General features: G+C 62.2%; 13 protein-coding genes. 5 read left to right on the top strand and 8 right to left on the bottom strand.

Translation table 11 applies throughout. The features are described from left to right. The first annotated feature begins 43 nt into the window (after positions 1-43). From G3N64_RS02050 to acnA, 5 genes are all read left to right on the top strand, one after another. Entirely contained in the window at positions 44-1,030 is a 987-nt protein-coding gene (locus G3N64_RS02050) for a malate dehydrogenase (RefSeq protein ID WP_059237257.1), read from the top strand. 184 nt (positions 1,031-1,214) lie between these two features. Beyond that, positions 1,215-2,222, top strand: a complete 1,008-nt coding sequence (locus G3N64_RS02055) for an aldolase/citrate lyase family protein (RefSeq protein WP_205782132.1) — start codon at positions 1,215-1,217, stop codon at positions 2,220-2,222. A 230-nt stretch (positions 2,223-2,452) separates the two neighbouring features. Beyond that, a complete protein-coding gene (locus G3N64_RS02060) occupies positions 2,453-2,968 on the top strand; it encodes a hypothetical protein (RefSeq protein ID WP_205782096.1) in 516 nt (171 codons plus the stop codon). Between the two features lie 22 nt (positions 2,969-2,990). Continuing rightward, entirely contained in the window at positions 2,991-4,442 is a 1,452-nt protein-coding gene (locus G3N64_RS02065) for a bifunctional 2-methylcitrate dehydratase/aconitate hydratase (protein ID WP_205782097.1), read from the top strand. Positions 4,443-4,742: 300 nt separating this feature from the next. Beyond that, a complete protein-coding gene (acnA, locus tag G3N64_RS02070; RefSeq protein ID WP_205782098.1) occupies positions 4,743-7,460 on the top strand; it encodes an aconitate hydratase AcnA in 2,718 nt (905 codons plus the stop codon). 120 nt (positions 7,461-7,580) lie between these two features. Here the strand turns inward: acnA and G3N64_RS02075 are convergent, their stop codons facing one another. From G3N64_RS02075 to G3N64_RS02110, 8 genes are all read right to left on the bottom strand, one after another. Continuing rightward, positions 7,581-8,018, bottom strand: coding sequence for a DUF1801 domain-containing protein (locus tag G3N64_RS02075; protein ID WP_205782099.1), 438 nt, complete (start codon positions 8,016-8,018; stop codon positions 7,581-7,583). Continuing rightward, entirely contained in the window at positions 8,015-8,446 is a 432-nt protein-coding gene (locus tag G3N64_RS02080) for an SRPBCC domain-containing protein (protein ID WP_205782100.1), read from the bottom strand. The genes G3N64_RS02075 and G3N64_RS02080 overlap by 4 nt, the downstream gene beginning before the upstream one ends. After that, positions 8,446-8,769, bottom strand: a complete 324-nt coding sequence (locus G3N64_RS02085; protein WP_205782101.1) for a metalloregulator ArsR/SmtB family transcription factor — start codon at positions 8,767-8,769, stop codon at positions 8,446-8,448. Before G3N64_RS02085 ends, G3N64_RS02080 begins: the two co-directional genes overlap by 1 nt. Before the next feature lie 126 nt (positions 8,770-8,895). Continuing rightward, positions 8,896-10,305 (bottom strand): hypothetical protein, encoded by a 1,410-nt coding sequence (locus G3N64_RS02090; RefSeq protein WP_205782102.1) that lies wholly within the window; start codon positions 10,303-10,305, stop codon positions 8,896-8,898. Beyond that, positions 10,302-10,559, bottom strand: a complete 258-nt coding sequence (locus G3N64_RS02095) for a PAAR domain-containing protein (RefSeq protein WP_205782133.1) — start codon at positions 10,557-10,559, stop codon at positions 10,302-10,304. Before G3N64_RS02095 ends, G3N64_RS02090 begins: the two co-directional genes overlap by 4 nt. A gap of 37 nt (positions 10,560-10,596) precedes the next feature. Further along, positions 10,597-11,298, bottom strand: coding sequence for a hypothetical protein (locus G3N64_RS02100; RefSeq protein WP_205782103.1), 702 nt, complete (start codon positions 11,296-11,298; stop codon positions 10,597-10,599). 11 nt (positions 11,299-11,309) lie between these two features. Continuing rightward, positions 11,310-12,041 carry a hypothetical protein gene (locus G3N64_RS02105; RefSeq protein WP_241020726.1) on the bottom strand — a complete coding sequence of 244 codons (732 nt, stop codon included), beginning with the start codon at positions 12,039-12,041 and terminating at the stop codon, positions 11,310-11,312. Then, a complete protein-coding gene (locus G3N64_RS02110) occupies positions 12,041-13,984 on the bottom strand; it encodes a DUF3274 domain-containing protein (protein WP_205782105.1) in 1,944 nt (647 codons plus the stop codon). Before G3N64_RS02110 ends, G3N64_RS02105 begins: the two co-directional genes overlap by 1 nt. Position 13,985 lies beyond the last annotated feature (1 nt).

Genomic DNA, 13,985 nt, shown 5'->3' on the forward strand with positions numbered 1-13,985 from the left:
TTTTCGCTAGCGTCCAACGCTTCACCCGTCCTGGAGATTTTCAATGGCTAAGCCCGCAAAGCGCGTTGCCGTCACCGGCGCCGCAGGTCAAATCGCTTACTCCCTGCTGTTCCGCATCGCGAACGGCGACCTGCTCGGCAAGGACCAGCCGGTCATCCTGCAACTGCTCGACCTCCCGCAAGCCCAAGGCGCCGTCAAGGGCGTCGTGATGGAACTCGACGATTGCGCGTTCCCGCTGCTCGCGGGCGTCGTGATCACCGACGATCCGAAGGTTGCATTCAAGGACGCCGACGTCGCACTGCTGGTCGGCGCACGTCCGCGCTCGAAGGGCATGGAGCGCAAGGACCTGCTGTCGGCAAACGCCGAAATCTTCACGGTTCAGGGCGCTGCGCTGAACGAAGTCGCGAGCCGCGACGTGAAGGTGCTGGTCGTCGGCAACCCGGCGAACACGAACGCGTACATCGCGATGAAGTCGGCACCGGACCTGCCGAAGAAGAACTTCACGGCCATGCTGCGCCTCGACCACAACCGCGCGCTGTCGCAGCTCGCAGCGAAGTCGGGCAAGCCGGTCGCATCGATCGAGAAGCTCGCCGTGTGGGGCAACCACTCGCCGACGATGTACCCCGACTTCCGTTTCGCGACCGCCGAAGGCGAATCGCTGCTGAAGCTGATCAACGACGACGTGTGGAACCGCGACACGTTCATCCCGACCGTCGGCAAGCGCGGCGCGGCGATCATCGAAGCGCGCGGCCTGTCGTCGGCAGCGTCGGCAGCCAACGCGGCGATCGACCACGTGCGTGACTGGGTCCTCGGCACGAACGGCAAGTGGGTCACGATGGGCATCCCGTCGGACGGCTCGTACGGCATCCCCGAAGACATCATCTACGGCGTGCCGGTCGTTTGCGAAAACGGCGAGTACAAGCGCATCGAAGGCCTGGAAATCGACGCGTTCTCGCGCGAGAAGATGGACGGCACGCTGGCCGAGCTGCTCGAAGAGCGCGATGGCGTCGCCCACCTGCTGAAGAACTAAGCATCACGCATCTTGCCGGGCGGCCCTCGGGCAGCCCGGTTGCGGCCCGGGCCGGCATGCCGCCGGCCCGGCCGACCGATCCGATCCGCGCACGTTTTGCCGCCCCGCGCCCGCCGCGCACCGGCCCAGAACGCGCCCGAATCCGATTTTCTCCACGTTGACCTGCTTCCCTGACGTAGACGAGATGGCCGCGCTCACTCCTGCACAAGTGCTGTACGACGGGGCGTCCCCGCCCGCGATCCTGCCCTGCTGCGATCACTACGCGGGCAGCGAAAAGCTGATGCGCAAGTCGCTTGCGCTGCAGGCCGAAACGGGTCCCGTATTCGACATCACGCTCGACTGCGAAGACGGCGCGGCCGTCGGCCAGGAAGCCGCGCACGCGGCACTCGTCGCCGAACTGCTCGGCAGCGACGAGAACCGCTTCGGCCGCGTCGGCGTCCGTATCCACGACTTCTCCCACCCGCACTGGCGCGACGACGTGCGCATCGTGCTGCGCGCGGCGCGCGCCCCCGCCTACATCACGCTCCCGAAGATCGCGAGTGCCGCCGACGCCGCCGAAATGACCGCGTTCATCGAAGGCATGCGCCGCGAACTCGGCATCGCGCAGCCGATCCCGGTCGACGTGCTGGTCGAGACGCACGGCGCGCTCGCCCAGGCGGGCGCCCTCGCCGCGCTGCCGACGGTCGGCACGCTGAGCTTCGGGCTGATGGATTTCGTCTCCGCGCACCATGGCGCGATTCCCGATTCCGCGATGCGCTCGCCGGGCCAGTTCGAGCACCCGCTCGTGCGCCGCGCGAAGCTGGAAATCGCCGCGGCCTGCCATGCGCACGGCAAGACGCCGTCGCACAACGTGACGACCGAGGTGCGCGACATGGGTATCGTCGCCGGCGATGCGCGCCGCGCGCGCGACGAATTCGCGTTCACGCGGATGTGGAGCATCCACCCCGCGCAGATCCGCCCGATCGTCGACGCATTCGCGCCGCGCACCGACGAGGTCGCGCTGGCCGCCGAGATCCTGCTGGCCGCGCAGGCCGCCGACTGGGGCCCGACGCGCCACGGTGATACGCTGCACGATCGCGCGAGTTACCGGTATTACTGGTCGGTGCTGCGCCGCGCGCGGGCCACCGGCCAACCCGTTCCGGCCGAGGCCGCGCCGCTGTTCGGCCCGGCCGCCGCGGGCCGCGCGCCGTAAGCGCGCGCCGCCGGCCGATACACGAGTTTCATGCATTCGACGACGCGCAAACCGGATAGAGGTTTGCGAAACGACAAAAAACGTAACGGAGCCCGAAAACCTGATATGTACGCGGCCAAATAGGTGAAAATAGCGGCCGCTGCGCGCTTTCGGGGCGCGTGCAGTTTCAAACCGGCCGGCAGTTGCGATTGCCGGCCCTTGTCAACTGATTATCGAAAGGTTCTGACTCCATGAAGAAACTCCTGATCGCTACCGCCATCGGCGCCTTGTCCGCCACGATGCTGGTGTCGGCTCCGAGCGCGTTTGCCCAGGGTACGACCACGACGACCGCGAAGAAGGCAACGGCCAAGCGCCCGGCGCCGGCCAAGCGCATCATCCCGCGCAGCAAGAAGGCACAGGCACGTGCCGCAGCCAAGGTTGACACGGTGCCGGACGGCTCGGTCAAGTGGTCCTGCAAGGAAGGTCTGTCATTCGACCTCGCCGGTGACATGAAGCGTGACCAGGTCGTCACGGTTCACTGGGCGAAGAAGAACTACAAGCTGCCGCGTCAGGCCACGACGACGGGCGCCGACACGTTCTACGATCCGGCAGCAGGCTTCAAGCTGGTCGTGATCCCGACCAAGGCGATGCTGTTCTCCGACGCAAACGGCGGCGAGCGCCTCGCGGACGAATGCGTGACGCCGGAAATGGCGCAAGGCACGCCGGCACCGACGCAGTCGAACGAGCTGAAGCCGGCAACGAACTAAGCGCGTTTCCATCGGCCCCTCGATGTCCGCCCCGGTCTCCAACGTCCGCCCTGCTCCGGATACGGTACTCGTCGATATCGTCGACTACGTGCTGAATACCGGCATCGACAGCGCGCTCGCGCTGGAGACGGCGCGTCATTGCCTGATCGACACGCTCGGATGCGGACTCGAGGCGCTGTCCTACCCTGCCTGCACCAAGCTGCTCGGTCCCGTCGTGCCCGGCACGATCGTGCCGAACGGCGCGAAGGTGCCCGGCACGTCCTTCCAGCTCGATCCCGTCCAGGCCGCGTTCGGCATCGGCGCGATGATCCGCTGGCTGGACTTCAACGACACCTGGCTCGCCGCCGAATGGGGTCATCCGTCCGACAATCTCGGCGGGATCCTGGCGACGGCCGACTGGCTCTCCCGCACGGCCGTCGCGGCCGGCAGGAAGCCGCTTTCCATGCGCGACGTGCTGGTCGCGATGATCCAGGCCCACGAGATCCAGGGCTGCCTCGCCCTCGAGAATTCGTTCAATGCGGTCGGGCTCGACCACGTGCTGCTCGTGAAGGTCGCATCGACGGCCGTCGTCGGCCGGCTGCTCGGGCTCACGCGCGACGAGCTGATCAACGCGGTGTCCAACGCATTCGTCGACGGCCAGGCGCTGCGCACCTACCGCCACGCACCGAATACGGGCTCGCGCAAATCATGGGCGGCCGGCGACGCCACCTCCCGCGCGGTGCGCCTCGCGCTGATCGCGAAAACGGGTGAAATGGGCTACCCGTCGGCGCTCACCGCCAAGACCTGGGGCTTCTACGACGTGCTGTTCAACGGGCAGCCGTTCCGCTTCCAGCGCCCGTACGGCACGTACGTGATGGAAAACGTGCTGTTCAAGATCGCGTTTCCCGCCGAATTCCATGCGCAGACGGCTGCCGAGGCCGCGCTGCAGCTGCACGCGCAGCTCGCCGCCGCGGGCCGCACGACCGACGACATCGGCCGGATCACGATCCGCACGCACGCGGCCGCGATCCGCATCATCGACAAGCAGGGCCCGCTCGCCAATCCGGCCGACCGCGACCACTGCATCCAGTACATGGTCGCCGTGCCGCTGCTGTTCGGCCGGCTGACCGCGGCCGACTACGAGGATGCGGCCGCGGCGGACCCGCGCATCGACGCGCTGCGCGCGAAAACCGTGTGCGTCGAGGATCCGCAGTTCACGAAGGATTACCACGACCCGGACAAGCGCTCGATCGCGAATGCACTGACGATCGAGTTCACGGACGGGTCGACGCTTGCCGAGGTGGCGGTCGAATACCCGCTCGGCCACCAGAGGCGCCGGGCCGAAGGCATCCCGCTCCTGGTCGAGAAGTTCAGGACCAACCTTGCCCGCCGCTTCCCGGCAAAGCAGCAACAAGCGATTCTCGACGTGTCGCTGGACCAGGCAAAGCTCGAAGCGATGCCGGTCGATCAGTACGTCGATCTGTATGTGATATAGGGGGCTGTTTGCGGATGAAACGGACATGCGAATGCCCCAAATCGGTCGCAGGACAAGAAGTGAGGAGCGCCGTTTGGCCGTGCCAAACAAGCGACGAACGACGCCGTCATGCGGCCGATTTGGGGCATTCCCGTGGAATAAATTTTAAATTTGGGGTTGCCCCGAGAAAGGCCGCTCGCGGCGTCGCAGTCCTTGCGAGCGGCCTTTCTCGGGGCAACGCATGTCCGTTTCATCCGCAAACAGCCCCCTGGTCATCTACAGGACACGTTGTTTCCTAGCCTTAAACCCAGGAAAATCACCATGGCCCACAATCTCCACAAGACCCTCAAGGAATTCGACAGCGGTTCCGGCAAAGGCAAGTTCTACTCGCTGCCGCAACTCGGCAAGGAGCTGAAGACGAAGATCGAACGCCTGCCGGTGTCGATCCGTATCGTGCTCGAGTCCGTGCTGCGCAACTACGACGGCAAGAAAATCACCGAAGAGCACATCCAGCAGCTCGCGAACTGGAAGCCGACCGACAAGCGCGTCGACGAGATTCCGTTCGTGGTGTCGCGTGTCGTGCTGCAGGACTTCACGGGCGTGCCGCTGCTCGCCGACATCGCGGCCATGCGCGGCGTCGCCGAGCGTACGGGCAAGAACCCGAAGAAGATCGAGCCGCTGGTCCCGGTCGATCTCGTCGTCGACCACTCGGTCCAGATCGACTACTTCCGCCAGAAGGACGCGCTCGACCTGAACATGAAACTGGAATTCCAGCGCAACAACGAGCGCTACCAGTTCATGAAGTGGGGCATGCAGGCATTCGACACGTTCAAGGTCGTGCCGCCGGGCGTCGGCATCGTCCACCAGGTGAACCTCGAATACCTCGCGCGTGGCGTCCACAAGAAGACGGACGGCGGCGACACCGTGTACTACCCGGATACGCTCGTCGGCACCGACAGCCACACGACGATGATCAACGGCATCGGCGTGGTCGGCTGGGGCGTGGGCGGTATCGAGGCGGAAGCCGGCATGCTCGGCCAGCCGGTGTACTTCCTGACGCCGGACGTCGTCGGCGTCGAGCTGAAGGGCAAGCTGCGCGAAGGCGTGACGGCCACCGACCTGGTGCTGACGATCACCGAAATGCTGCGCAAGGAGAAGGTCGTCGGCAAGTTCGTCGAGTTCTTCGGCGAAGGCACGAAGTCGCTGTCGCTGCCGGACCGCGCCACGATCGGCAACATGGCGCCGGAATACGGCGCGACGATGGGCTTCTTCCCGGTCGACGAAAAGACGATCGACTACTTCGAAGGCACGGGCCGCACGAAGGCGGAAATCGCCGCGTTCGAAAACTACTTCAAGGCGCAGAAGCTGTTCGGCATCCCGAAGGCCGGCGACATCGACTACACGAAGACGGTGACGCTCGACCTCGCAACGGTCGCACCGTCGCTGGCCGGCCCGAAGCGTCCGCAGGACCGCATCGAGATCGGCAACGTCAAGTCGACGTTCACCGACCTGTTCTCGAAGCCGGTCGCGGACAACGGCTTCGCGAAGAAGGCGGAAGACCTCGGCACGCAATACACGACGAGCAACGGCGTCGACGTGAAGAACGGCGACGTGCTGATCGCCGCGATCACGTCGTGCACGAACACGTCGAACCCGAGCGTGCTGCTGGCCGCCGGCCTGCTCGCGAAGAAGGCGGTCGAGGCCGGCCTCACGGTCGATCCGAAGATCAAGACCTCGCTTGCACCGGGATCGCGCATCGTCACCGAGTACCTGACGAAAACGGGCCTCCTGCCCTACCTGTCGAAGCTCGGCTTCGAAGTCGCGGCCTACGGCTGCACGACCTGTATCGGCAACGCGGGCGACCTGACGCCGGAGCTGAACGAAGCGATCACGAAGAACGACATCGTCGCGGCAGCCGTGCTGTCGGGCAACCGTAACTTCGAAGCGCGTATCCACCCGAACATCCGCGCGAACTTCCTCGCGTCGCCGCCGCTGGTCGTCGCATACGCGATCGCCGGCAACATCACGCGCGACCTGATGACCGAACCGGTCGGCAAGGGCAAGGGCGGCCGCGACATCTACCTCGGCGACATCTGGCCGACGAGCGAAGAAATCCACGCGCTGCTCAAGTTCGCGCTCGATCCGAAGAAGTTCGAGGACAACTACTCGAAGCTGACCAAGAAGGGCGACCTCTGGAGCAAGATCGAGGGCGAATCGGGCCAGGTCTACGACTGGCCGAAGTCGACGTACATCGCCGAGCCGCCGTTCTTCGGCAACGACTTCTCGATGGAACCGGCTGCATCGATCCCGACGGTCAAGGGCGCGCGCGCACTGGGCATCTTCGGCGATTCGGTCACGACCGACCACATCAGCCCGGCGGGCTCGATCAAGGAAGACTCGCCGGCAGGCAAGTGGCTGAAGGAAAACGGCGTGCAGAAGGCCGACTTCAACAGCTACGGCTCGCGCCGCGGCAACCACGACGTGATGATGCGCGGCACGTTCGCGAACGTCCGGATCAAGAACCTGATGATCCCGGCGAAGGCAGACGGCACGCGCGTCGAAGGCGGCCTGACGATCCACCAGCCGAGCGGCGAACAGCAGTCGATCTACGACGCGGCCATGCAGTATGTCGGCGCCGATACGCCGACGGTCGTGTTCGCGGGTGAAGAGTACGGCACGGGCTCGTCGCGCGACTGGGCCGCGAAGGGCACGCAACTGCTCGGCGTGAAGGCCGTGATCGCACGCAGCTTCGAGCGCATCCACCGCTCGAACCTGGTCGGCATGGGCGTGCTGCCGCTGCAGTTCAAGGGCTCGGACAGCATCCAGTCGCTCGGCATCACCGGCGACGAAACGTATGACATCGAAGGCCTCGGCGACGACTTCAAGCCGCAGCAGGACGTCACGCTCGTGATCAATCGCAAGAACGGCGAAACGCAGCGCGTGCAGGTACTGCTGCGCATCGATACGCCGATCGAAGTCGACTACTACAAGCACGGCGGTATCCTGCCGTTCGTGCTGCGCTCGCTGCTCGCAGCGTAAGCGCCCTGCTTTTGCAGGTGCCGCAGCCGCCTCGCGGCGGTTGCGGCCGATTTGGATGCCCGACCTCGTGTCGGGCTTTTTTTCGTGCGCGCTAGGCGGCGCGGCCGGTCGTTCGACGCATCACGCCGCCTTGTCGGCCCGTGCCTTCGTGCCTGCGCCCGCTCGCCGCGCATTCTTCTTCAGATGCGTGCGGTTGTATTCGATCGCCGCGCGCACGAGATTCTTCAGCGCCCGCTTGTCGAGCCGGTCGCCTTCGAACAGGTCGATCGCGCGCCGCGCATTGCCGTCGAGGCCGTCGTTGAACAGCTTGTCGGGATCGGGCAGTTGCGCGCCGTGCATGAAGGTCAGCTTTACCTTGCCCTTGTGCGCGTTCGCCACGGCAATCATCCCGTCGCACGACCACACGGGGCTGCCCATCCATTTCCATTCCTCGACGATGCCCGCTTGGGCCTCGAGGATCGTCTGGCGCAGGTCGGCGAAGGTCTTGCCGCGCCAATCGGCGATGCCGGCGATCAGCGCGTCGATACGCTCCGACGGCGTGAGGTCCGTCGTGCTCATGAGCGGGCCTCCGTGCCTTCGTCGGGGCCGGCCAGCACCTGTTCGAGCGAGTCGAAGAACCGGACCCAGCCGTGCTGCGCACCGCGATACGCCTGCTCCTGGTCCGTGCGGAAGCCGACCTGTTCCATCCGCAGATGCGTGCCGGCCGGCGTCGGCGTGAGCGTCCACGTGACGACGCTTTCGAGGCCATATGCGGCCCATGTATAGGACAACGCGCGCGGCGGCTCGATCGTCAGGACCGTGCAGTCGACCGAGCCCCAGTCGGCGCGGAAGCTGAAGGCGCGGCCCGCGATGGGCTCGAAGTCGCTCTTCATCAGCCACGCCTCGATCAGGTGCGGTTGCGTAAGCGCGCGCCAGATCTTCTCCGGCGGATGCGGCAGCTCCCGGTCGACGGCGACGGAGCGCGTTTCGGTGGTGGCCTGGTTCATTACTGGTCCATCCTGTTTAGAAGATCTTCGAGGGCATCGAACCGGTTCTGCCAGAAGCCGGCCATCTGGCTCGTCCAGTCGATCAACGGGGCCAGCGCCTGCGGCTGCGCGCTGTAGTGCGTCTGCCGGCCTTCGTGACGGTCGCTCACGAGCCCGGCCTGCTTCAGGACGCCGAGATGCTTCGACACGGCCGGCTGCGAAACGCCCGCATGGGCCGTCAGCGCGGCAACCGTCAGCTCGCCGTCCGCACACAGCCGCTCGAAGAGCGCGCGGCGGGTGGGATCGGCTAGCGTCCTGAAAAGCAGGTCGTGTGCGTTCTGCATGTTCAAATCCATAACCCTATGGTTATGGATTGAAGGATAGCGACCGAGCGGCGAGAGTCAAGGAGGAATTACGAGGATCTTGTTCAATCGCCGCGCGCCCGATGTCGGGCGACGCAGTGAGTGGTCTCACGTTCGCGCCCCGATGCGTCGTAGCTGCCGGAAAAAGTCATCTTCCAACAGCCAACGCCTCAGGAATGAACAGCCGACCTGGATCAGAAATAGCAATACGAACCCGGCCAGACAGGCCCATGACCACCATTTGGATGCGCCAAGGGTATTCAGTGCGACCATGATCATGGTCAGGCAGCAACTCCCGCTCACTGAGAACGACAAGTTAAGCAGACGTCTATAGCCCGCCTCGACGCGAGGCACCGGCGCACGCTGCACACCAACGAGATTCAACCGCACCTGTCGAGCGCTCGGCGAAGCCACCAATTGTGCACCTTGGCCGTGCGCCACCATCCGAGCCGCGAGCGCCTGAAGCAATAGTCCATTCACCGGCCCCGGCTTACCCATGGCGCGGTCGACATCGTGCGCCGCGAACCCCAGCTCCAAAGCCTCAATTGCACCGAGCGTTGCATGACGACTCTGGCGCGGCAAATCACTCAACCATACATTCCGGATACGTGCGCGCGGCGTCTGCTCCGCTGCCAGCAGCGTTTCCAGCGCATCCACCACGGAATCGGACGGCGTCGCAATCGAGCGGAACAAACGCGCCTGAGGCCTGAACTTTCCTCCGATTTCCCGGGCGACGCGCGGTGACACAAGCAGCATCCCCACTGCGGCCTCCGACCATACCGGCTCTACCCCCTCGGTATGCAGTTGACAGGCCAGCAACAGCCGAAAATCGGTTGTGCCACCGTGGTCGAACCACGTGTCGATATTGGTCTGTGTCGCACCGTACGCCACCCATCGGAATTGCACGAGGTCGGGAAGGTTCAGCCGCCTCCATACCGCCCGGAGTTCCTTGAGATCGTCCTCGTCGGCGGATTGCAGGATCACTTCGACGCCCCGGCGCGGCGCAAGACGTGCAAGACAGGTTGCGAATGGAGCCGCCAGTCGTTCAAGTACCCGTGCGAGCCGCGATTCCCCTGCCGAACATGCTGTTTCCGGCAAAGCAAGGATCTTGTCCGGGTTCATCGGCGCACTACCTTCCAGCCCCATCAGACGTTCAGCCAACTCTAGCTCAGGCGTCAACGCGATGCTGTCGACGATCGCCACGTGCGCTTGCGCCCATTGCCGCCACATGGCGCGCTCGTTGCGACACAGGAAATTCCACCAATCAGCCCGTTCGATCCACTCCTCGTAGCCGACATAGATCACGCCGCACATGACTCCCGACACGAGCATCGGCAACAGCAACGCGCGTGCGAAAAACTCCTCCGACATCACCGGCTTGCCCTGCTCCCACGTGAGCGCCGCAATGAGTATGCCCGCCATCTGGATGACGACGATGGCAAGCACGCACCACCAGATCGAGGGCGGCTTTCGGTTCGGATACTCGTCGACGTTCGGGATTGTCCACGTTCTGCTCATGCGATTTTCATCCCGGTGCTGCTGGCGATCACCTGGCTGCCACACCGCGTACGACACAGGTGTACAGCCCATTTTCGGCCGCCTTCGCTGTAGCCCTCTGCACACTCCATGATCGGATTGTCGCCGTGCTCCGGACACGAGACGATGTCATGCAGCAGCGCCACCTTGCGGCCATCCAGGTCAAACGTTGACGATGCGGTTTTGACGACACCGCCGTGTGTCGTTGCGTCGCCGACGCATATTGGACTTTTCATGTTGATGTGCTCGATGAAGGGTGATGATCGGTGTGCTTCACTGCGGTAGCAACGGTGCATCCGGGTTCGTCGGTTTGATCGATGCATCGCAGGTAATTCGATCCTGGCCGGAGGGTGTGCGAAGATTACTCGGCATCTTTGCATCAAACTCGATGCGCTTACCAGTAGAGTCAGGAATGAGCGGGTAGCGGTCAGTGTCAAATACGCTCACCGTTTCGCTTATTTTTTTTGAAATAAAAAGACTATCTCGCGTAACCGCGAACACATATCTTTTCGAATCCTCAAATGGATTTAAACTATGATCCGCGTAGATCTTCGTGGCGAAAGTTCTTCCACCATCCGTCGAGTACCAAAACGGCACAACGCATCCTTTCTCACCATTTCCGCAAATAGCCCTCGGTGGATAGGCCAACGGCAGCACAATGTTCATGCCCAACGGGTCTGCATTAATCACGCGCCCCTGAAAATTCTCAAAATGCCCTCGCCCCAGATACTTTCGAATGTCGGCACGCGTATCGTTGTAATAGGCATCTCCGTGTCGGCAGTCTCGGTAATGTTCAAGCGTGACGAAGCGATGCTCGTCGATCCGGTAGATGACCTGAGGTGGCGAATCGTAAGGTAATTCCTTAAGCCTCGAACTCATAAAGTCTCCCAACCTGAAGACCGGACGCTTCGGCTCATGTGCCGTGCACCCTTGCATCAGGACGACCAGCATGACCATAGAAATGGTGTATCTCATCGGTTTTTATCTCAATGAGGTATCAGCGGTGCATCCGGATTAGATGGCTTGATCGACGTATCACAGGTAATTCGATCCTGACCGGAGGGTGTGCGAAGCTTTGAGAAAATGCCTGGTCGCTTCGATGCGGCAAAGCTCCCGCCTCTGACGCCCGGAGGATAGGGCTTACTTAAGTCAATGCCTGGCACCATCGGAGACACAACGACGTAGGCATCGTCATCCCCCCACTTCTTCGCCACATAGAGTTTGTCCTCGGTCACAAATACCGAATAGCTCCTCGAATCCTCAGTTGGATTAAAACTGTGATCCATATAAGTCATCACTGAGAAAGTGATACCGCCATCCGTCGAATACCAAAGCGGCACAACGCATCCTTTCTCACCATTTCCGCAAATAGCCCTCGGCGGATAGGCCAATGGCAGCACTATGTTCATGCCCGACGGGTCTGCATTAATCACACGTCCTTGAAAATTCTCAAAATGTCCTCGCCCCAGATACTTTCGAATATCGGCACGTGTATCGTTGTAATAGGCGTCTCCGTGTCGGCAGTCTCGGTAATGTTCAAGCGTGACGAATCGGTGCTCGTCGATCCGGTAGATAACCTGCGGTGGCGAATCGTAAGGCAACTCCTTAAGCCTCGAACTCATAAAGTCTCCCAACCTGAAGACTGGACGCTTCGGCTCCTGTGCCGTACACCCTTGCATCAGGACGATCAACGCGATCGTGGTAATTGAATATTTCATCACGCTCCGCCCTTCCATTGCTGTTGCCGAAGTTGTTCGGCTTCGGTCTTGCTTTGTTCCTCGGCTACCGTGTCCCAATCGATATACGCGGGTTTGGCAATGCTTTGAGGCGCACCAAGTTCAAAGTAATCGTCGTAGCCCTGCGTCCAGTCGGCTAACTGCATTAGGCGTGTCCAGAACGCCGGCCTCTCATACGCATCACAAAAGCCGATCGGCAAATCGTAGGCCACCACCCGGCGCATGAATGTTTGATTCCCTGGTAACGTGCTGTGATTGGTCGGTTCAGCGCGATAGGCATCAAGTCGTTGCAGCATTTCATCCTGAGTTTCTACTCGCGTCATGCGCTTGGATGTGTAAATGTCTTCGGTAGCAATGGTGTGCTTAGGTTGAAAAACCGAGCGCATAAAACGGTAGTCTTTGTCCGCGTAGCTACCTGTGTTCGGATCATTTGGATCCGGAACCCATTTTCCCATTTCTGGCATATCGACGCGGGACTCGTCAAAGTCGCTCATCTCTTCAGCCGTGACTGGCTGTGGCACCTCTTCCGTATTAATTGTCACGGTGTTATCGGGATGCGGTACCGCCCACAGCTTCAAAAGGGGCGTAAAGATATTTCGGTTACCGTTCCAGAAATCAGTCGACTTCGCTCCGGGCACAAGCTTGTCGTCGGGAATCGGTGGCAGTGTGCCGAACTTCTTCACGCCCGGTGCGTCACCCACCGGCGTACCGCGCGCCAGCATGCGCTGCTTCACCGTATCGCCCAACTCTTTAAGTAATTTGTCATCCACGCCCTGCCAGCCGATGCTTTGCAGCGGCACCGCGCCCATCACGCGATCGTGCGGCGTGAAGTACACGTACAGTCGGCCGTGATTGTCGCGTTCGTGCACGCCAGACTTGCGCTGGTTGTCGGGCCGCCAAAAATCCATGTCTTCGGACGCACCACACTGAAGCTGATCCAATTCCGCCTCGGTGAAAATGCGCTTGTCCTCCTTAATCCGGTTTGCGATGTTCCGGAAACTGTTGATACGCGCCTCCGGAGTAGGACGTTCCGTACCGCACGCCAACGCATCCGTGATCTTGTCATCAAGGGCATACGGAGAGTTCATTACAAACACGGCATCCGGCACACGTGTCTTGCATAAGGCTGTCGCTGCCAGCGCGATCATCGTCCCTTGGCTATGCGACATTACGGTCACCGTATCGCGCGGACACTCGTTGCGAATCCGATCGACCAAATCAGCCAACCGTTGGGCCGCGTGCGCGTAGTACGTACGCGGCGGGGAGTCCTGCAGTTGGCGATCCTCCTCGGTGTTCAACGACTCCATATCGAACCTGAGCACGTGACGCTTAAATCCCTCGATGCTCCACAACTGCGGCAGGTTGTTCGTTCCGTTCTGAAAAGGGCCGCCACCCCAATGCCAGGGACCCTGCTCGTTCGTGCATGCTGGAGACCAAAGATCGAAGCCACGCGGATTGCGCATCGGGATGCGCCAGTTGCGCTCGGTCCCAGGGGCCGCGCTGTAACCCCAATAGAAGCGAATCACAGGCGAATATCCGGTCGCCTTAGGATCGAGCCTGCGCAAAATGGGCTTCTTCGTATCGGGATCAACCGCGATGTAATTGTTAGCTTTCAGCTTCGTACCGTCAGGCCGATTCAACCGGTCATTCAACCCATCACACAAAGCCTGTTCCGCCGAGTCATACCACTCCCCCGTGGAGTTAACCCCATGCACGAAGATGATGACCCCCGGCATGTGCGGCGGAATCCGGCACTCGGCTCGCACCTGAAAGCTGGTCGGTGTGTGATACGACTCCCAATAGGGCTGCCCCAGATGATCGCGCTGCATCGGCACAATGCGCGTTGCGTTGTCATGCCGGTAAGGTTGAGGCGCACCGGTATCGTCGCCCGCGCCGTCCGGCAGATTGGACTCGTCGCCGGTCATG

Origin of the sequence: Burkholderia sp. Ac-20344, from assembly GCF_017104975.1 — a bacterium.
Classification (GTDB): Bacteria; Pseudomonadota; Gammaproteobacteria; order Burkholderiales; family Burkholderiaceae; genus Burkholderia.

Coding starts and splice junctions, on each gene's coding strand:
- G3N64_RS02050 (WP_059237257.1), top strand. CDS start 44: ATGGCTAAGCCCGCAAAGCGCGTTGCCGTCACCGGCGCCGCAGGTCAA.
- G3N64_RS02055 (WP_205782132.1), top strand. CDS start 1,215: ATGGCCGCGCTCACTCCTGCACAAGTGCTGTACGACGGGGCGTCCCCG.
- G3N64_RS02060 (WP_205782096.1), top strand. CDS start 2,453: ATGAAGAAACTCCTGATCGCTACCGCCATCGGCGCCTTGTCCGCCACG.
- G3N64_RS02065 (WP_205782097.1), top strand. CDS start 2,991: ATGTCCGCCCCGGTCTCCAACGTCCGCCCTGCTCCGGATACGGTACTC.
- acnA (WP_205782098.1), top strand. CDS start 4,743: ATGGCCCACAATCTCCACAAGACCCTCAAGGAATTCGACAGCGGTTCC.
- G3N64_RS02075 (WP_205782099.1), bottom strand. CDS start 8,018: ATGAGCACGACGGACCTCACGCCGTCGGAGCGTATCGACGCGCTGATC.
- G3N64_RS02080 (WP_205782100.1), bottom strand. CDS start 8,446: ATGAACCAGGCCACCACCGAAACGCGCTCCGTCGCCGTCGACCGGGAG.
- G3N64_RS02085 (WP_205782101.1), bottom strand. CDS start 8,769: ATGCAGAACGCACACGACCTGCTTTTCAGGACGCTAGCCGATCCCACC.
- G3N64_RS02090 (WP_205782102.1), bottom strand. CDS start 10,305: ATGAGCAGAACGTGGACAATCCCGAACGTCGACGAGTATCCGAACCGA.
- G3N64_RS02095 (WP_205782133.1), bottom strand. CDS start 10,559: ATGAAAAGTCCAATATGCGTCGGCGACGCAACGACACACGGCGGTGTC.
- G3N64_RS02100 (WP_205782103.1), bottom strand. CDS start 11,298: ATGAGATACACCATTTCTATGGTCATGCTGGTCGTCCTGATGCAAGGG.
- G3N64_RS02105 (WP_241020726.1), bottom strand. CDS start 12,041: ATGAAATATTCAATTACCACGATCGCGTTGATCGTCCTGATGCAAGGG.
- G3N64_RS02110 (WP_205782105.1), bottom strand. CDS start 13,984: ATGACCGGCGACGAGTCCAATCTGCCGGACGGCGCGGGCGACGATACC.